Annotated in this window: 15 protein-coding genes; 5 read left to right on the top strand and 10 right to left on the bottom strand. The window is 60.3% G+C overall.

Annotation, left to right across the window (positions count from 1 at the left end):
- Positions 1-3: 3 nt before the first annotated feature.
- Entirely contained in the window at positions 4-360 is a 357-nt protein-coding gene (locus NPS56_RS05295; RefSeq protein WP_274073756.1) for an NADH:ubiquinone oxidoreductase, read from the bottom strand.
- 26 nt (positions 361-386) lie between these two features.
- Between NPS56_RS05295 and NPS56_RS05290 the strand changes: the two genes are divergently transcribed.
- The gene (locus NPS56_RS05290; RefSeq protein ID WP_274073755.1) at positions 387-1,352 is read left to right on the top strand and encodes a CobW family GTP-binding protein; all 966 of its coding nucleotides are present in this window, start codon (positions 387-389) and stop codon (positions 1,350-1,352) included.
- Between the two features lie 56 nt (positions 1,353-1,408).
- Here the strand turns inward: NPS56_RS05290 and NPS56_RS05285 are convergent, their stop codons facing one another.
- Positions 1,409-1,822, bottom strand: coding sequence for a DUF3301 domain-containing protein (locus NPS56_RS05285; RefSeq protein ID WP_274073754.1), 414 nt, complete (start codon positions 1,820-1,822; stop codon positions 1,409-1,411).
- Positions 1,823-1,942: 120 nt separating this feature from the next.
- Between NPS56_RS05285 and pdxY the strand changes: the two genes are divergently transcribed.
- Complete coding sequence (gene pdxY, locus NPS56_RS05280; protein ID WP_274073753.1) at positions 1,943-2,815, top strand: pyridoxal kinase PdxY; 873 nt, start codon at positions 1,943-1,945, stop codon at positions 2,813-2,815.
- A gap of 43 nt (positions 2,816-2,858) precedes the next feature.
- On the opposite strand, the gene NPS56_RS05275 is transcribed toward pdxY, so the two are convergent.
- Positions 2,859-3,341, bottom strand: coding sequence for an acyl-CoA thioesterase (locus NPS56_RS05275; protein WP_020797950.1), 483 nt, complete (start codon positions 3,339-3,341; stop codon positions 2,859-2,861).
- A gap of 239 nt (positions 3,342-3,580) precedes the next feature.
- Between NPS56_RS05275 and NPS56_RS05270 the strand changes: the two genes are divergently transcribed.
- On the top strand, positions 3,581-5,344 hold the full coding sequence (locus NPS56_RS05270) for a cation:proton antiporter (protein ID WP_274073752.1): 1,764 nt from the start codon (positions 3,581-3,583) through the stop codon (positions 5,342-5,344).
- An 18-nt stretch (positions 5,345-5,362) separates the two neighbouring features.
- On the opposite strand, the gene NPS56_RS05265 is transcribed toward NPS56_RS05270, so the two are convergent.
- The 3 genes from NPS56_RS05265 to uvrD all read right to left on the bottom strand — a co-directional run bounded on the left by NPS56_RS05265 (position 5,363) and on the right by uvrD (position 9,326).
- Positions 5,363-5,770, bottom strand: coding sequence for an SMI1/KNR4 family protein (locus NPS56_RS05265; RefSeq protein ID WP_003187120.1), 408 nt, complete (start codon positions 5,768-5,770; stop codon positions 5,363-5,365).
- A 138-nt stretch (positions 5,771-5,908) separates the two neighbouring features.
- Complete coding sequence (locus NPS56_RS05260) at positions 5,909-6,790, bottom strand: Tim44 domain-containing protein (protein ID WP_274073751.1); 882 nt, start codon at positions 6,788-6,790, stop codon at positions 5,909-5,911.
- A gap of 352 nt (positions 6,791-7,142) precedes the next feature.
- On the bottom strand, positions 7,143-9,326 hold the full coding sequence (gene uvrD / locus NPS56_RS05255; RefSeq protein ID WP_274073750.1) for a DNA helicase II: 2,184 nt from the start codon (positions 9,324-9,326) through the stop codon (positions 7,143-7,145).
- Between the two features lie 257 nt (positions 9,327-9,583).
- On the opposite strand from uvrD, the gene NPS56_RS05250 reads away from it, so the two are divergent.
- On the top strand, positions 9,584-12,454 hold the full coding sequence (locus NPS56_RS05250) for an EAL domain-containing protein (protein ID WP_274073749.1): 2,871 nt from the start codon (positions 9,584-9,586) through the stop codon (positions 12,452-12,454).
- 70 nt (positions 12,455-12,524) lie between these two features.
- Here the strand turns inward: NPS56_RS05250 and NPS56_RS05245 are convergent, their stop codons facing one another.
- The 4 genes from NPS56_RS05245 to aspA form a co-directional block, all read right to left on the bottom strand.
- Entirely contained in the window at positions 12,525-12,839 is a 315-nt protein-coding gene (locus NPS56_RS05245) for a hypothetical protein (protein ID WP_274073748.1), read from the bottom strand.
- Between the two features lie 172 nt (positions 12,840-13,011).
- The gene (locus NPS56_RS05240; protein ID WP_274073747.1) at positions 13,012-14,016 is read right to left on the bottom strand and encodes an asparaginase; all 1,005 of its coding nucleotides are present in this window, start codon (positions 14,014-14,016) and stop codon (positions 13,012-13,014) included.
- Positions 14,017-14,157: 141 nt separating this feature from the next.
- Positions 14,158-15,609 carry an alanine/glycine:cation symporter family protein gene (locus NPS56_RS05235; RefSeq protein WP_274073746.1) on the bottom strand — a complete coding sequence of 484 codons (1,452 nt, stop codon included), beginning with the start codon at positions 15,607-15,609 and terminating at the stop codon, positions 14,158-14,160.
- A 470-nt stretch (positions 15,610-16,079) separates the two neighbouring features.
- Positions 16,080-17,504 (bottom strand): aspartate ammonia-lyase, encoded by a 1,425-nt coding sequence (gene aspA, locus NPS56_RS05230; protein WP_274073745.1) that lies wholly within the window; start codon positions 17,502-17,504, stop codon positions 16,080-16,082.
- Between the two features lie 179 nt (positions 17,505-17,683).
- Here aspA and NPS56_RS05225 point away from each other — a divergent pair, with 179 nt between their 5' ends.
- Positions 17,684-18,592 (top strand): LysR substrate-binding domain-containing protein, encoded by a 909-nt coding sequence (locus NPS56_RS05225; protein ID WP_046818579.1) that lies wholly within the window; start codon positions 17,684-17,686, stop codon positions 18,590-18,592.
- Positions 18,593-18,843: the final 251 nt, after the last annotated feature.

Raw genomic sequence — 18,843 nt, 5'->3', positions numbered from 1 at the left:
TCCTCAAGGCTTGAGCCAGGTTCCCTGGCTCCGGGTTTCGCAAAACGGCTTCAAGTACGCCGCATCCGTGGCAACACCGTAATAGTGAATATCCTGCCGGTAGGGCATATTGGCGACTTGGGCGTTGCTGCACACACCGAACGCCCCACCAGGGCAATGGTCGACGTACTGCACCTCGACTTTCTGCCCTGCAAGGTTTGGCTGGCAGAATCCGTCGGCGAAGAGTTTTTCTGGAATATTGCGGTTCTGCTGGCAGACTTTCACGTCGAGCCGTTCCGCCTGACTGTGGACCACGCACGCCTGGGCCAGCGCCTCGCTGCCATTGAGCGCCAGCAGCAACGACCATCCTATCCACCGCATCCTGACCTCCTCAGACACCTTCGACCATGTTGCAGAACATACCCACCCATGTCATCGCCGGGCCATTGGGCGCCGGCAAGACCAGCCTGATCAGGCACTTGCTGGCACAACGTCCCGCTGGCGAGCGCTGGGCGGTGTTGATCAACGAGTTCGGTCAGATCGGTATCGATGCCGCGTTGTTGACCCGTGATGCCGATGGTATCGCACTGGGTGAAGTGGCCGGGGGCTGTTTATGTTGCGTCAACGGTGCGCCGTTTCAGGTCGGTCTCGGCCGTTTGCTGCGCAAGGCGCGACCGGATCGACTGTTCATCGAGCCGTCCGGGCTGGGGCACCCGGCGCAGTTGCTCAGGCAGTTGCGCGAAGCGCCGTGGCAAGGTGTCCTGAGCGTTCAACCCTGTGTTCTGGTACTGGACGCCCAGGCGCTTGCCGCGGGCAAGCCGCTACCGGCGGCGCAACAGGAAGCGCTGGAGAGCGCCGGCCTGTTGCTGATGAACAAGTCGGAACACCTCGATGAAATCGTTCGTCAGCAACTCGCCGCGCAATTGCCGAGGCGCCCGTTGTACTGGACGCACCAGGCGGCCATGCCTTTGAGCCAATTGCCGGGACTGGACGCTCGGGCGGTGGCGGGTGTGGATAACTTCGTGACGCCCAAGGGGCTTGCACAGTTGCCAGCGATCTGGCCTGATCCGGCGCTGCCGATTTGCCTGAGCCAGGAGCAGGAGGGCGGGTGGAGCATTGGCTGGCGCTGGCATCCGAGCCAGGTCTTTGATGCTGACAGGATCGCTCGGTGGCTTGCAGGGCTTGAATGGGTGCGGGCCAAGTTGGTTATCCACAGCGCCGGGGGGTGGGTGTCGGCGAATGCGTTGGATAATGCGGTGCTGGAATGGAGAATGAGTGAATGGCGGCAGGATTCGCGGATTGAGCTTATTTTCAGTGAGTCGCAGGATGTTGAGGTGCTGCAAAAAGGTCTGGACGGGTGTCGGTTGGGGTGAAGATCAAAAGATCGCAGCCTGCGGCAGCTCCTACAGGGATCGTGGGATCTGTTGATTCAAGGCCGCCACTTGGTGTGTTCCTGACGCCACTGGCTCAGCTCGATCACCTCGGCACGTGGCTTGACCACGTCCACCACCGTGGGGGTATCGTCGAACGGCACGGGATAAGGCGCCAGCTCGATCTGTGCGCTGTGTGGGCCGAACTGGGTGATGGTACCGTTGTGGCGGGTTTCGCCGGTCACGGTAAATTCGAAGTTGTACACTCGGGCCAAACGTCGCCGACCATTGGCGTCCTTGATGAACGCGATTTTTTTCAAGGCCACGTTGCCATCCAGCAGCTCGATCCCGAGCTTGGCGCAATGCTGCTTGACCCGCTCCAGTGCGTGTTCGCGCAAGCCATGGTTGTGCCACAGCCAGGCCCCCGCGGTGGCGAACAGCATCAGCACTAAAATATTTCCAAGGGTCAGCATCAACAGGGTGCTCCAACAAGATAGTGTCAGCTTAACTGTGTCGCCGGTCTGTCGTACAGGCTGCGTTTAGTCGCATACTGCGCGGCTTGAATTTCAATCGTTTTACGGATAACTCACCGCATGAAACGTACGCCCCATCTGCTCGCTATCCAGTCCCACGTGGTGTTCGGTCACGCCGGCAACAGTGCCGCGGTTTTCCCGATGCAGCGGGTCGGGGTGAATGTCTGGCCGCTCAATACCGTGCAGTTCTCCAATCACACCCAATATGGCCAGTGGGCCGGTGACGTGCTGGCGCCGCACCAGATTCCCGATCTGGTAGAAGGTATCGCGGCCATTGGCGAGCTGGGTAATTGCGATGCGGTGCTGTCCGGTTATCTCGGCAGTGCGGCCCAGGGCAGGGCGATACTGACGGGGCTGGAGCGAATCAAATCGATCAACCCCAAGGCGCTATACCTGTGTGACCCGGTGATGGGTCATCCGGAGAAGGGCTGCAGCGTACCGGCGGAAGTCAGCGATTTCCTGTTGGAGGAGGCCGCCAGCGTGGCCGACTTCATGTGCCCCAATCAACTGGAGCTCGACAGTTTCTCGGGGCGCAAGCCGCAGTCACTGTTCGACTGCCTGGCGATGGCGCGTGCGCTGCTGGCACGTGGGCCGAAGGCGGTACTGGTCAAGCACCTGGACTACCCGGGCAAAAAGGCCGATGTCTTCGAGATGTTGCTGGTGACGGCCGAAGGCAGCTGGCATCTGCAGCGTCCGCTGCTGGCGTTTCCGCGTCAGCCGGTGGGTGTTGGCGACCTGACGTCCGGATTGTTCCTGGCTCGCGTCCTGTTGGGCGACAGCCTGGTGGCGGCGTTTGAATTCGCCGCGTCGGCGGTGCATGAGGTGTTGCTGGAAACCCAGGCCAGCGCCAGTTATGAACTGGAGCTGGTTCGGGCGCAGGACCGGATCGCCCATCCGCGGGTGCGGTTCGAGGCGACTCCGATCAGTTTGTAACCGCGTTGCGGCAAAAAGATCGCTGCCTGCGATCTTTGTTGCTTCAGGCGTCGCCCTTGATTTCCTGATAACGCTTTTCCAGCTCCTGACGAATCTGCCGACGTTGCTGGGCCTGCATGTAACGGCGCTTGTCTTCACTGTTTACAGGTTGCAGCGGTGGCACCGGGGCGGGTTTGCGCTGGTCATCCACCGCGACCATGGTGAAGAAGCAGCTGTTGGTATGGCGTACCGAGCGCTCACGGATATTCTCGGTCACCACCTTGATGCCCACCTCCATGGAGGTGTTGCCGGTGTAGTTGACCGATGCAAGGAAGGTCACCAGTTCACCGACATGGATCGGCTCTCGGAAAATCACCTGGTCCACCGACAGGGTCACCACGTAGCGGCCGGCATAACGGCTGGCGCAGGCGTAGGCCACTTCGTCGAGGTACTTGAGCAGGGTGCCGCCGTGCACGTTGCCAGAGAAATTGGCCATGTCGGGGGTCATCAATACTGTCATCGACAGTTGGGCGTTTCCGGGTTCCATAGCGTTCTCACGGGTCAAGGCAAGGTTTGAGGGACGCACCTCTGCGGGCGCTTCAGCGGTTTTTTCAAACCAACAGATATCGGGACGCCGCGCGGGCGACCGCCGTCACGCCCAATCGATCTGTTTCCATATATTGCACCGCCTTTGCACCCGTAGTCGCGGTGTTACCCTGCAAAAGCCCAGACCAAAGGGAAAAGTCCTACACGAAAAGCGCCATGTCACCCAAGGAGCCCCACGCCATGCATGCCATCAGTTTTATTCAGGATCTGGCAGTGATCATGTTGGTTGCGGGCGTGGTGACCGTGCTTTTCCATCGTTTCAAGCAACCGGTGGTGCTGGGTTACATCGTGGCGGGCTTCATCATTGGCCCGCACACGCCGCCGTTCGGCCTGATCCACGACGAAGAAACCATCAAGACCCTGGCTGAGCTGGGGGTGATTTTCCTGATGTTCTGCCTGGGCCTGGAGTTCAGCCTGCGCAAGCTGTTCAAGGTCGGTGCCACGGCGTTTATCGCGGCGTTCCTGGAAATCGTCCTGATGATCTGGATCGGCTACGAAATCGGCCGCTGGTTCGATTGGAACACAATGGACTCGCTGTTCCTCGGGGCGATCCTGGCCATTTCCTCGACCACCATCATCGTCAAGGCGCTCAATGACCTGAAGATGAAAAACCAGCGTTTTGCGCAGTTGATATTCGGCGTACTGATCGTCGAAGACATCCTGGGCATCGGCATCATCGCCTTGCTGTCGAGCATCGCGGTCAGCGGCACGGTCAGTTCGGGCGAGGTATTCTCCACCGTCGGCAAGCTGTCGCTGTTCATGATCGTCGCGCTGGTCATCGGCATCCTGCTGGTGCCGCGCCTGCTGGCCTATGTGGCCAAGTTCGAAAGCAACGAAATGCTGCTGATCACCGTGCTGGGCCTGTGTTTTGGCTTCTGCCTGCTGGTGGTCAAGCTTGAGTACAGCATGGTGCTCGGTGCGTTCCTGATTGGCGCGATCATGGCTGAGTCGCGGCAGTTGCTGAAAATCGAGCGCCTGATCGAACCGGTTCGCGACCTGTTCAGTGCGATTTTTTTCGTCGCCATCGGCCTGATGCTCGACCCGAAGATCCTGCTGCAATACGCCTGGCCCATTGCCGTGATCACCCTGGCGGTGGTGCTCGGCAAGATGCTGTCCTGCGGCATTGGCGCCTTTATCGCCGGCAACGACGGACGGACCTCACTGCGCGTCGGCATGGGTCTGTCACAGATTGGCGAATTTTCTTTCATCATCGCTTCGCTGGGCATGACCCTGCAGGTCACCAGTAACTTCCTCTATCCGGTGGCCGTGGCGGTTTCAGTGCTCACGACGTTAATGACGCCGTACCTGATCCGGGCAGCAGACCCTCTGTCGATCAAGCTGGCGGCCGTGATGCCGCAGCGCCTGGGCCGCGTATTGGGCATGTATGGCGAATGGCTGCGCAGCATCCAGCCGCAAGGCCAGGGGGCATTGCTGGCCTCGATGATTCGGCGGATCTTGCTGCAGGTGGGGGTCAACCTCGCGCTGGTCATCGCGATCTTCTTTTCCGGCGCGTACTTCGCCGAAGGCATATCCACTTACCTGCAAGGCTGGATCGGCGACCCGAGCTGGCAGAAAGCGTTGATCTGGGGCGGGGCACTGCTGCTGTCGCTGCCATTCCTGATTGCCGCGTATCGCAAGCTCAAGGCATTGTCGATGTTGCTGGCGGAAATGGGCGTCAAACCGGAGATGGCGGGCCGTCACACGCAGCGAGTGCGCCGGGTGATCTCCGAAGTGATCCCGATCCTCTCGCTGCTGGTGATTTTCCTGCTGTTGGCAGCCTTGTCGGCCAGTATTCTGCCGACCAACAAGTTGCTGGTCCTGATCGCCGTGGTCGCGGCCGCCGTAGCGGCGCTGCTGTGGCGCTGGTTCATCCGCGTGCACACACGGATGCAGGTGGCCTTGCTCGATACCCTGGAAAACCACAAGGATTCGCCGGGGCATTGACCAGGTGGGGCGAAGGACTCAGCTTTCCAGCCAGACGTCCCGCGCCCAGTGCCATACCGATTCCCAGGTTTCTTCGGCGATCAGCTCTTCTTCGGCCTGCCAAAGCACCACGGTGCCGTCTTCTTCGACGCAGTAGTAGTCGTCGCCATCCTGGCAGATCGGGATCAGGCTGCGATCGACGCCTGCATCCCAGGCGTTGGCGGCAACGTCCGGCAGGTAGGTGTGGGATTGCGGGTCAGTCACGGTGACCGGCTCCAGGCTGCCATAGACCACGTCGCTGACGGTCAGCAGGAATTCTCTGAAGACGAATGGAATGTCGATGAACAATTGTTCTTCGATCTCGACCAGCAGATCTTCGTCGGGCAACTCCAAGGGGACCGGTACCGGTTCGTTGGCTTCACGCAGTTGTTCGATGATTTCTTCCACGTCCGGGATCCTCTTGCATGTATGGCGCGGTTTATATGGGGCGGTTTATACAGTAGCTCGCTATAGATGCAACCGCGAAATAGAAAACCCCAGCCGAGGCTGGGGTTTTTATTACAGCAAGTGAAGCGCGGAGGGGAATCAGCCGTTCTGGCGGATACCGGCCACCAGCCAAGGCTGGTTTTCGCCCTGTGCACGTTCCATGTTCCAGCTTTCGCTGAACACTTCGCCCTGGTCGAAACGCGAGGTTTTCGACACGCCGCTGAAGGTCAGGGTGGCGATGGTCTTGTCGGCGCGATCATCCACGCCGTCCAGTTGCACAACGAGGTTATCGATGTAGGTGGACTGGAAGCCGTCACCCAGGTCGGCGCGTTCGCGCTTGAGGAACTCCAGCATCTGCGGGGTCACGAACTCGGAGATCTTGTCCATTTCGTTGGCGTCCCAGTGCTGCTGCAGGGACTGGAAGTGGTTACGGGCCGCTTCAATGAAGTTCTTCTCATTGAACCAGGCTGGCGCATTGATTACCGGACGAGCGGCAACCGGTGCAGCCGAACCGCCGAAGATCGAACCACCAGCAGGTTTCTGTTCGAAGGCTTCACGCTGCATCGGCGGGGCGTAGCCAGCTGGAGCCATGTGCGCCTGCTGCTTGCGACGACGAGCGGCGATGAAGCGGAAGACCAGGAACGCGATGACCGCCATGATCAGGATGTCGAAGATCTGCATGCCCTGGAAACCGTCGCCCATGAACATGGAAGCCAGCAGGCCACCGGCGGCGATACCGGCCAGAGGGCCGAGCCAGCGCGAAGCGCCACCGGCCTTGGCGGCGGCGCCAGCGGCACCGGCTGCACCAGCGGTCGCTGCTGCGCCGCCCATGCCTGGAGAAGAAGGAGCCATCTGGCTGGTTTGATGTGTCGGCGCAGCGCCTGCGCTTTTGCCACCACCAAAGCGCTTGGCGGCATTGGCGTCGAGGCTCATCGTCAGGCCGATGCACAACGCCATGGCGATGCTAAGAAAACGTTTCATATAGGGAATTCCCATTTGTGGAAGGCACGCGCGCCATGTTGCACAGCTGAAGTGTTACTGGCTAGCGGCAGAGTGTTTCGGGCTTTTGCCTGACAGGTTGCATTCAGCTTCAATCAGCGCAATAGGGCCTGTTAACTTTGGTCTGTAGGATAAGTAAATAAGTTCTGTAGGAAATGATACCTGGCGTCGCAGCGCGAGCAGGATGACGCCCGCCGTGATCAGGCCTATGCCAGCGCCGCGTAACCTTGTGGGAGCGGGCTTGCTCGCGAAGAACGATAACGCGGTGCTCCTGACGAACCGCGGTGCGACCTTCGCGAGCAAGGCCGCTCCCACATGGGTTCTCAGGCTTTCCTTAGATCGCTTCCAGCTTCGCGTAACCCAGCATCAACCACTTGCTGCCTTCGCTGAAGTTAACCTGCACCCGAGCCGCCGCGCCGGCGCCTTCGAAGTTGAGGATCACGCCGTCACCGAAGATCGAGTGGCGCACAGTCTGGCCCAGGCTGAAGCCGGTCTGCGGAATCTCGCTGCCGCTGAACAGGTTGCTGCCGCTCATCGACTGGTTGCCCCCGAACGGACGGCTGACGCTGTTGGACAGCCGCACCTCCTGAATCAGGCCCTTGGGCACTTCGCGTACGAAGCGCGACACCTTGTTGTAGGTCTCGCTGCCGTACAGGCGTCGGGTTTCAGCATAAGTCATCACAAGGTTCTGCATGGCCCGAGTGATGCCGACATAGGCCAGGCGACGCTCTTCCTCAAGACGGCCGGGCTCTTCCAGGCTCATCTTGTGCGGGAACAGGCCTTCTTCCATGCCCACCAGGAACACATAGGGGAATTCCAGGCCCTTGGCACTGTGCAGGGTCATCAGCTGAATGCTGTCTTCGTGTTCGTCGGCCTGGGTATCGCCGGCTTCCAGCGAGGCGTGACCGAGGAAAGCCGCCAGTGGCGTCAGGTCCTCGTCCTCTTCGCTGTTTTCGAAGTTGCGCGCGGCGCTGACCAGTTCCTCAAGGTTTTCTACCCGTGCCTGGCCTTTCTCGCCTTTTTCCGCTTCGTGGTAGGCGATCAGCCCCGACTGCTCGATGACGGTCTGGGTCATCAGGTGCAACGGCATGTCCATGCACTTGGCGGCGAGGTTCTCGATCAACTCGACAAACGCCCCCAGCGCGCTGGCTGCGCGGCCGGTAACGCCTTTGTTGGCCACCAGCTGACGCATCGCTTCCCACATCGACACATCGCTGTGGCGCGCATGGTCGCGGATCGCCTCGACAGTTTTCTCGCCGATGCCCCGGGCCGGCACGTTGATCACCCGCTCCAGCGCGGCATCGTTGCCACGGCCTTCGAGCAGGCGAAGGTAGGCCATGGCGTTCTTGATTTCAGCGCGTTCGAAGAAACGCTGGCCGCCATAGATGCGGTACGGAATGCGCTCGCGCAGCAAGGCTTCTTCCAACACGCGCGATTGGGCGTTGGAACGGTACAGGATCGCGATATCGCTGCGAGCCAAGCCGGTTTTCAGCGCACTTTCGATGGTTTCGACAACGTAGCGAGCTTCATCGTGTTCGTTGAACGCGGCGTACAGATTGATGGCTTCGCCGTCGCCGCCATCGGTCCACAGCTCTTTGCCCAGGCGCCCGGTGTTGTTGGCGATCAAGGCGTTGGCGGCCTTGAGAATGCCGGCGGTGGAGCGGTAGTTCTGTTCCAGGCGAATGGTTTCAGCGTCCGGGAAATCTTCGGAGTACTGGTAGATGTTCTCGATTTTCGCGCCACGCCAGCCATAGATCGACTGGTCGTCGTCGCCGACCACCATCAGGCTGTCGCCACCCTTGGCCAACAGGCGCAACCAGGCGTACTGCACGGCGTTGGTGTCCTGGAACTCGTCCACCAAAATGTGCCGGAAGCGCTTCTGATAATGCGCCAGCAGGCCAGGGTGATCACGCCACAGGTCGAGGGCGCGCAGCAGCAATTCGGAGAAGTCGATCACACCGGCGCGCAGGCAAGCGGCCTCGTAGGCCTCATAGATGCCGCGCATGGTCGCCAGGAACAGATCGCCGCTGGCTTGAATGTGTTGTGGGCGCAGGCCTTCGTCTTTCTGTCCGTTGATGAACCACTGGGCCTGACGGGCGGGCCAGCGTTGTTCGTCCAGGCCGAGCTCGCGGATCACCCGCTTGACCAGGCGTTGCTGGTCGTCGCTGTCGAGAATCTGAAAGGTCTGGCTCAAGCCCGCTTCCTGCCAGTGCGCCCGCAGCAAGCGGTGCGCCAGGCCGTGGAAGGTGCCGACCCACATACCGGCCGGGTTGATACCCATCAGCTGCTCGATGCGATGGCGCATCTCGGCAGCAGCCTTGTTGGTAAAGGTCACCGACAGGATGGAGTGGGGCGAGGCGTTTTCGACCTGGATCAACCAGGCGATACGGTGCACCAGCACTCGGGTTTTACCGGAACCAGCACCGGCCAGGACCAACTGACGACCCACGGGGGCAGCTACGGCCTGGCGTTGGGCATCGTTGAGGGAGTTCAGCAGAAGGGAGAGATCATCGCGCATCGGGGCATTCTAGGGGGCCGCGTCAGCTCGGGCAAACCCCGCTTTGCTTTAGCCGATGAAAGTTACCCAAGGACGACCGGTCAGTCATCGGCTGCAAGCGTTGGCCAGCCCCGCTTGAAGGCATTCTGCCACGTCTGGCAGTCGACAATTTTTGTCTGTTTTTTGATCGGTAGCGGTTTGGTCCGGGCATTGCGTTGTGTATGCTCCGTCGACGTTTCGGGCTCATGCTCATCATTATAAGAACAAGAACACTGCCTATGACCCTCAGCTTCGACCTGTCGGGCCCTACTGTGGAGCCCCGGGTTATTCGTAAACGATACGCCATGGAAATGGCGGTCGAACGCACGCGTCTGCTGTACCAGGGTTCCTTGCTGCCCACACTGTTCATGTTGATCAATGGCCTGGTGTGCGCCGGTTTGCTCTGGAGTCCGCAGCGTTACTTCCTGGTCAGTGTCTGGCTGGTGTGGTTGCTGTCGCTGGTGGCATTGCGGGTGATCCAGGTGGCGGCCTTCGATTCGGCGATTCCCAACCGCCAGGCGCATCCGATCTGGCGACGCATGTTTCTGCTGGGCTCGGGTCTCACTGGCCTGACCCTGGCCGGTGCCGGTATTGCCCTGGTTCCCGCCGATAACTTCATTCAACAAGCGTGGGTCTTCGGCCTGATCGGTGCCGCGGCGCTGTCGGCCAGCGTGGCCTACGCGGTGAGTTTGCCGGCGTTCCTGTCCTTCACCTTGCCCTGCCTGTTGCCGGCCATCGCCTATATGTTCTGGGGCGGGGACGACCAGCAACACGGTTGGGGCTGGTTCGGCCTGATTTTGCTCGGCGCTTTGAGTGTGGTCGCCTGGCAAGTGAATCGGTTGATCGATCGTGGGATGTTGCGCCGCTTTCAGAATCAGGCGCTGATCGAGCATCTGCAGCAAGTGCAGAACTGCAGCGACCAGCTCAATCAGAAGCTGACCCGGGAAATCGACCAGCGTCGGCGTGCCGAAGACGAATTGCGCGAGATCCAGGTCGATCTGGAAAGCCGTGTCGCCCAGCGCAGTCTGGAGCTGGACGCGGCCAACCAGGCGCTGAGCAAGAGTGAGGCGCGCCTTGCGCTGGCATTGAAGGCCAGCGAACTGGGGCTGTGGGACTGGAACCTGCAAACCGACGAGGTCCATCACACGCAGATCCAGGAATTGTTCGGTCTGGAGCCGGAACAGGTGACGGCTATCCTGCGCCACCTCAAGCCCCGCCTGCACCCCGACGATCTGCCTGCATTGAAAAGGGCGTTGGTCGAGCATTTGAAGGGCCGCACCGAGGACTACCAGATCGAGTATCGCGTGCGGCATGGCGCTGGGCACTGGGTGTGGATCGAAGACCGTGGGCGGGCGGTCGAACGTGCCGACAACGGGCGGGTGATTCGCATGGTGGGCACGCGGCGCGATATCAGTGCCAGCAAGGCCCAGGAGGAGCAACGGCAGTTGGCGGCGACGGTGTTCGAGGCCGCCAGCGAAGGTATCGTGATTTTCGATCCGGGTTATGCCCTGCTTGCGGTCAATCAAGCCTTCAGCCGGGTCACTGGCTATAAAATCGAGGAGATGCTTGGGCGCAACGTGGTCGAGTTGCCCTGCAGTCGTGATGCGCGACGGCATTACGGTGCGATCCATCAAGCGCTGGAGCAGCACGGCAGTTGGCAGGGTGAACTGGTGGAAACCCGCAAGAACGGCGAGATGTATCCACAATTTCTGCAATTGAATGCAGTACGCGATGTGCGGGGCAATGTCAGTCATATCGTGGGCTTCTTCGCCGATCTCTCGGCACGGCGAGAATCCGAAGAGCGCATGCGCTACCTGACCCATTACGACGAACTCACGGGGCTGGCCAATCGCTCGATGTTCCGCGAACGGCTGGGCGAGGCGCATCAGCGGGTGCGTCAGGGCGGTTATCGCAGCCTGGCGTTGTTGCACATCAATCTGGATCGTTTCAAGCAGCTCAACGACAGCCTGGGGCACGAAGTGGCCGATCAACTGTTGCAGAAAATGGCCCGGCGCCTGGTCAATGCATTACCTGAGGCAGACACCATCGCGCGCTTGTCCGGCGATGAATTCGCCGTGCTGTTCAATGCCTACGGTAACCTTTCCAGCCTGGCGCGGGTGGCCACGCGCCTGTCGGCCAAATTGCGCTTGCCGGTGACCGTCGAGGGTCATGAGCTGGTGGTCAGTGCTTCCATGGGCATCAGCCTGTTGCCGGATAACGCCCGGGAAATATCCGCATTGGTCAGTCAGTCGAACATGGCCATGCAGCACGCCAAGCATTTGGGCGGTAACAATTTCCAGTTCTACACCGATAGCTTGCAAACCAGCACCCTTGAGCGCTTGCAGCTGGAAAACCATCTGCGTAAAGCGGTTGAAGAGAAACAGCTGAAGGTGTTCTACCAACCAAAACTGTGCCTCGCCACGGGCAGGCTCAATGCCGCCGAGGCCCTAGTGCGCTGGGACCACCCGACCATGGGGCGGGTGCCGCCGGGGGATTTCATCGGTCTGGCGGAGGAGACCGGGTTGATCGGCCCGATCGGCGAGTTCGTCTTGCGCCAGGCCTGCTGGCAAGCCTGTGAGTGGCAACGCCTGGGACTCGAGGCGATTCGGGTGTCGGTCAATCTGTCGGTGCATCAATTGCGCCAGGGCAAGCTGGTCAGCCTGGTACGTCAGGTCCTGGAAGAAACCGGACTGGCGCCGCATTACCTTGAGCTGGAACTGACCGAAAGCCAGTTGCTCGACAGCGTCGAGCACATTATCGCGACCTTCCAGCAACTGCGTGATCTGGGGGTGAAGCTGGCGATCGACGATTTTGGCACTGGCTATTCATCGCTGAGCTACCTCAAGCGCATCCCCGTGGATTACGTGAAGATCGATCAGGCGTTTATTCGCGGCCTGGGAGAGGGCACGGAAGATGCGGCGATTACCCGGGCGATTATTGCCATGGCCCACGGCTTGAAATTGAAAGTGGTGGCTGAAGGCGTGGAGCGACTGGAGCAGCTGGAGTTTTTGCAGGCTGAACGCTGTGATGAAGTGCAGGGCTATCTGATCAGCCGGCCGGTTGAGGCGCAGGCTCTGGCGGATTTGCTACGAGCGCAAGGCGTAAGTTAGCGACGAAGTTTCCCGCCATGCACTTGGCGTGTCTGGCGGGAAATTCTATAGCGTGGGAAATACACTGCTCTTAATGGGTAATCATTACTTCACTTATATGGTGCAGTAATTTTCCATCATGGAAGATGCTGACGCCGGTGACGTTTGAGTTGCCCATTTCTTTGTACTCGACAAACTTGTCTGTTAGAACCTGCAGCGACATGTCGCTTGATTCTTCGAGTAGCAGGTCCAGGCGTATATTAGTGGTCTTGTCTTGCCGTGCACTCAGGACCAGCGTTGGTGTAATGCCACTATTGGCGACCGTTACGGTGCCGTAGGTGCGGAAAGAAGCAGCGCCCGGCATCCGGTCTATTTGTGCGGTCCAGCCTTTGGATGAAATGCTCATTATATGTAACTCCTGTAATCAAGTTTAGGTGCGTCCTGCCTGAGCAAAGGTATCTAACTTGACTTTGTTGTGGGAGTTATAATTGCATCGTATTTGTAAAGTTGTATGTTCGAAGTGGCGGCTCAAGTTCTCGAAAAGAACTTGAGCGCACTCATTGTGAGGGATGTATATATCAAGCCAGCTCGCCACACAGGTCCCATTCGACCAGTCGCCGAACCTCGGAAGGTTCAAGTCCTGCACCTAGCAAGCCATGCAGTTTGCCGAACGCTGCTTCACGGGTCATGCCGCCACCTGAAAGCACACCGGCCACCCGCAAACGACTACCCGCCTCATAAACGTCCAGCTCTACGCCGCCTTCGTGGCACTGCGTGACTGCCACCACCACGACGCCCGCGTCCCGTGCCCGTTCCAGGCTGGCGAGAAAACCCGGGTTGTCGCTCGGACCGGTACCGCTGCCATAGCACTCCAGCACCAGGCCCTGAATGCCGCTGTCGATCAGGCCATCCAGAATTTCGGCGTCGATTCCAGGAAACAACGGCAGTACGCCGACTTTCGCCAGTTGTCTGCTCTGGTTGTAATTCAGCTTTGGCGGCAGGGAGTCGACCTTCACACCACCACCCTGACGTTCCAGGCGCTTGAACGGATGCCGGCCGAAACTGCGCACTTTGGCGCAACGGGTCGGGTCCAGCAGTTCGCCGTGGAAGTACAAGTGCACCCCCGGCGCCAGGCCTTGGTCTAACGCAACCAGTGCGCCACCCAGGTTTTCCCAGGCGTCGCTGTCGGTTACGCCGGCCGGCAGCATCGAGCCGGTAAAGCACACGCGGGCGTGCAGGCCGAGCAATTGAAAACTCATGGCGGCGGCGCTGTAGGCCAGGGTGTCGGTGCCGTGCAGGATCAGAACGCTGTCGCAACCCTGCACGTCTACGGCATCGACCACCGCTTCACGCAATTGCTGCCAATACGCCGGGGTCATGTTGGCGCTGTCGATCAGCGGCGACATCTCGCGAAAGCGCCATTGCGGTACCACCAGATCAGGCTGGCTGTGCAGGTATTCGCGCATCCGCGCTTCGAAACCGGATGCCGGCGCCAGGCCGTGTTCGCTGGCTTGCATGCCAATGGTGCCGCCGGTGTAGAGCACCATGACGTGCTGGGCGGCAGGGTAGGTCGAGGAATTCATGGGGGTGCTCCGATAACGATGAGTTCCTGTGTGGGAGCGGGCTTGCTCGCGAAGAGGGAGTGTCAGTCAACATTGATGTTGCCTGACACACCGCTTTCGCGAGCAAGCCCGCTACCACAAGGGATAACGCACTTTAACCGATCAGCGTTGCGCTGCGGGCACGCCCTGTGACTCGGCTTCAGCCTTGGTGATGACGGCTGGCGGATTGGCTGGCCAGGCCTGGCGATCCAGGTCCAGGTCGGGGAACTTGCTCGAGTCGAACACCGGGGTCTTGATCCCGGCCGCGCGCTGGTCATCGTAGTCACGCAGGATGCGCATGCCGACCTTGAACAGCAGGAACAGCGCGATCAGGTTGACGAACGCCAGCATCGTCATGGTGATGTCGGCAAAGGCGAACACGGTCCCGAGGTTTTCGATGGCGCCCCAGAAAATCAGGACCAGCACCAGCGCACGGTAGCCCATCAGTGCCTTGCGGTTTTCACCGATCAGGAAGCGCAGGTTGCTCTCGCCCAGGTAGTAGTTGTAGAGGATCGAGGTGAACACGAACAACGCCAGCGCCACGGAAATGAACATCCGGCCCCAGTCACCGACCACGGCGGCGAGGGAGTTCTGGGTCAGGGCTATGCCGTCGCCTTCGAAACCCGGGGTATAGAAGCCCGACAGCAGGATCAGCAAGGCCGTGCAGGTGCAGATCACGAAGGTGTCAAGGAACACACTGAACGCCTGGACCACCCCTTGTGCGACCGGATGCTCGACCGCAGCCACCGCGGCCACGTTCGGCGCGCTGCCAAGGCCGGCCTCGTTGGCGAACACGCCGCGCTTGACTCCCATGATGATGGCGCTGCCGATCAGGCCGCCAAACGCCTGGTCCAGGCCGAAGGCGCTCTTGACGATGGTCATCAGCATGCCCGGCACCTGATCGAACTGCAGCACGATCACGTAGATGGTCACGCCGATGTACACCAGGGTCTTCACCGGTACCAGCAGGTCAGCGACCTTGGCGATGCGCTTGATCCCGCCGATGAACACCAGGCCCAGCAGCACGGCCAGGCCAAGGCCGGTCCAGGTGGTGTCGAGGCCGAACGCGTTGTTCAGAGAGTGGGTCACGGCATGGGATTGCAGGCCGTTGAAGGCGAAGCCGAAGGTAACCAGCAGCAGGAACGCCATGATCATCCCCAGCCAGCGCTTTTGCAGGCCGTGCTGGATGTAGTAGGAAGGGCCGCCACGGAACTGGCCTTCGCTGTCGCAGCGCTTGTAGAGCTGGCCGAGGGAGCATTCGAAGAAGCTGCTCGACATGCCGACCAGTGCGGTCACCCACATCCAGAACACGGCACCGGGGCCACCCAGTGTCACGGCAATGCCGACACCGGCAATGTTGCCTGCACCGACACGCCCGGCCAGGCTGAGCATCAAGGCCTGGAACGAGCTAAGTTGACCGGCGCTGCTTTTGAGGCTGTCGCGGAAGACCGCGAACATATGGAAGAAGTGACGCAATTGAACGAAACGCGAGCGGATCGTGAAGTAGCTACCGAGCCCGACAATGAGCACGATCAGTACTTTGCCGGAGAGGAAGTCGTTGATGACTTCGAGCATGGATATTCCTCGCTGTTTTTTGTGGGGGCAGATGCTGGCCGGACAGAAACATCGCGTTACACCAGCGGGCGCACGGCACAACAGGTGGGTCGATGTTCGTCCCGGTTTCATATCGCGGGTTTGTTATTAGTTCGGGTTTCGCACGGGTTGTGGTCTCGCTACCGACGACCGCCTACGCGAAGAGGGGCGGCACTATACCGATGAGAGTGCCGTCCGTCTGCACGGTTGTGGTGCATGCGGTGAAACGAAGGGGATTTCGAAGGGTCTTGAGGGCCTCTTCGCTGGCAAGCCAGCTTCTACAGGTGGTTGGTGTTCACCCTGTCCTTGTAGGCGCTGGCTTGCCAGCGAAAAGGCCAGCAAAAGCACCACAAGTTCCGAGTAAAAAAAAGGGCCTGGAGAATGATCTCCAAGCCCTCAAAAGGTGAGAGGTGTCTAGTCCCTCGACCTGGTGAGCGGTATTACAACGATGGTCAGGCTTTAAGCGGGACCAGACGCGGGGCAATCATGTTTTCCGGGCGCAGGATGTCGGCGAGCATGGCGTCGTCGAGCAGGCCTTCTTCACGCACCAGTTCCAGCACGCCGCGGCCGCTTTCGAGGGCGATACGGGCGATGCGGGTGGCGTTTTCATAACCGATGTACGGGTTCAGCGCGGTGACCAGGCCGATCGAGTGCTCGACCAGTTCACGGCAGCGTTCTTCGTTGGCGGTGATGCCGGTGATGCAATGCTCGCGCAGCATGTCCATGGCGCGTTGCAGCAGGCGGATCGAGTCGAAGATCTTGAAGGCGATCAGCGGCTCCATCACGTTCAATTGCAGCTGGCCGCCTTCGGCCGCGATGGTCAGGGCCAGGTCGTTGCCGATGATCTGGAATGCCACCTGGTTCACGGCTTCCGGGATAACCGGGTTGACCTTGCCTGGCATGATCGAGCTGCCTGGCTGACGCGCCGGCAGGTTGATTTCGTTGATGCCGGTGCGTGGGCCGCTGGACAGCAGGCGCAGGTCGTTGCAGATCTTCGACAGCTTGACCGCGGTACGCTTGAGCATGCCGGAGAACAATACGAAGGCGCCCATGTCCGAGGTGGCTTCGATCAGGTCGGCCGCCGGTACCAGCGGGTGACCGCTGATGGTGGCCAGACGCTGAACGGCCAGGTGCTGGTAACGCGGGTCGGCGTTGATGCCGGTGCCGATCGCGGTGCCGCCCAGGTTCACTTCGGTCAGCAGTTCGGGTGCCAGCGTCTTCAGGCGTGCCAGGTCTTCGCCCAAGGTGGTGGCGAAGGCGCGGAATTCCTGGCCAAGGGTCATCGGCACGGCGTCTTGCAGCTGGGTACGACCCATCTTCAGGACGTGGCTGAATTCTTCACCTTTGGCGGCGAACGACTGGATCAGGCTGTCGAGACTGGCCAGCAGCGCGTCGTGACCCAAGAGCAGACCCAGGCGAATTGCCGTCGGGTAGGCGTCGTTGGTCGACTGCGCCATGTTCACGTCGTTGTTCGGGTGCAGGTACTGGTACTCGCCTTTCTCGTGACCCATTGCTTCGAGAGCAATGTTGGCAATCACTTCGTTGGCGTTCATGTTGGTGGAAGTACCGGCGCCGCCTTGAATCATGTCCACCACGAATTCTTCGTGGAAATCGCCGCGGATCAGACGGGCACAGGCTTCGCTGATGGCAGCGTGCTTGGCTTCGCTCAGGTGACCCAGCTCGCGGTTGGCGTCAGCGGCAGCTTGCTTGACCATGGCCAGGCCGACTACCAGCTTCGGGTAATGCGAAATCGGAACGCCCGAGAGACGGAAGTTGTTCACCGCTCGCAGGGTCTGGATGCCGTAATACGCTTGAGCCGGTACTTCGAGTACGCCAAGCAGGTCTTTTTCTGTGCGGAATGATGCAGCGGAGGACATGATAGAAATCATCTCAATATGGACCCGGGCTGTGCCGGAACACTGCAAATGCTAGGCTTGTGGAGAATTTTGGGCCAATGCTATTAAACACTGGCCTATGCATATTCGGCATAATGTCGATGTGACGCCGTGTTCGCGGTGAGCGTGTGACCTAAATTGGTGCGTTCCGGGAGGACGTGATGAATCTGGAAAGTAAATGGCTGGAGGACTTCAGTGCCCTGGCCGCCACCCGCAGTTTCTCCCAGGCAGCGGAACGCCGTTTCGTGACTCAACCGGCCTTCAGCCGCAGGATCCGTAGTCTTGAAGCCGCGCTGGGGCTCACCTTGGTCAACCGCTCGCGCACGCCGGTGGAGCTGACGGCGGCGGGCCAGCTGTTCCTGGTCACCGCGCGCACCGTGGTCGAGCAGCTCGGTGAAGTGCTGCGACACCTGCATCATCTGGAAGGCGGGCAGGGCGAAGTGATGCAGGTCGCGGCGGCGCACTCACTGGCACTGGGTTTTTTCCCGCGCTGGATCGCGCAACTGCGCAATGAAGGGTTGAACATCGCTACACGGCTGGTGGCGACCAACGTCGGCGACGCCGTGCACGCGCTGCGGGAAGGCGGATGCGACCTGATGCTGGCGTTCTACGATCCGGATGCCGCCATGCAGATGGACCCTGAGATCTTTCCTTCCCTGCACCTTGGGCATACCGAAATGCTCCCGGTGTGCGCGGCAGATGAGCAGGGCAAGCCCCTGTTCGATCTGGAGGGCGAGGCCAGCGTGCCGTTGCTGGCCTACAGCGCGGGAGCGTTTCTCGGGCGTTCGGTGAACGGTTTGCTGCGCCAACGCGCGCTGCGCTTTACCACGGTGTATGAAACCGCCATGGCCGATAGCCTCAAGAGCATGGCGCTGGAAGGGCTGGGGATTGCCTGGGTGCCGCAACTGAGTGTGCGCGCCGAGCTGGCGCGCGGTGAACTGGTGGTGTGCGGTGGCCCGCAATGGCATGTGCCGCTGGAGATCCGTTTGTACCGCTGCGCGTTGGTACGCAAGGCGAACGTGCGGTTGTTGTGGCGCAAGCTGGAAGGTGGCGCTGCCCAAAGTACCTGAGACCGCGGAAACTCAAATGTGGGCTTGCTCGCGAATGCGGTATGTCAGGCAGCATTGATGTTGACTGACCCACCGCTTTCGCGAGCAAGCCCGCTCCCACAGGAGATTTGTGCTGTATTCCATTGACCTGGGAGTCAATAAAACCGGGACTTTGCGCCGTATGACAGATGGTCGCAACAGGGGCTGTTTATCTGCTGTATTGAGGTATACTGCGCGGCCTTCGGCCGGTTACGACCGGCCATAATTCGTAC

The sequence above is a fragment of the Pseudomonas putida genome (assembly GCF_028682635.1).
GTDB classification, from domain to species: Bacteria; Pseudomonadota; Gammaproteobacteria; order Pseudomonadales; family Pseudomonadaceae; genus Aquipseudomonas; species Aquipseudomonas putida_AE.
Note: the sequence above shows the minus strand (reverse complement) of the source record. Positions and strands in the feature narration are given on the sequence as shown.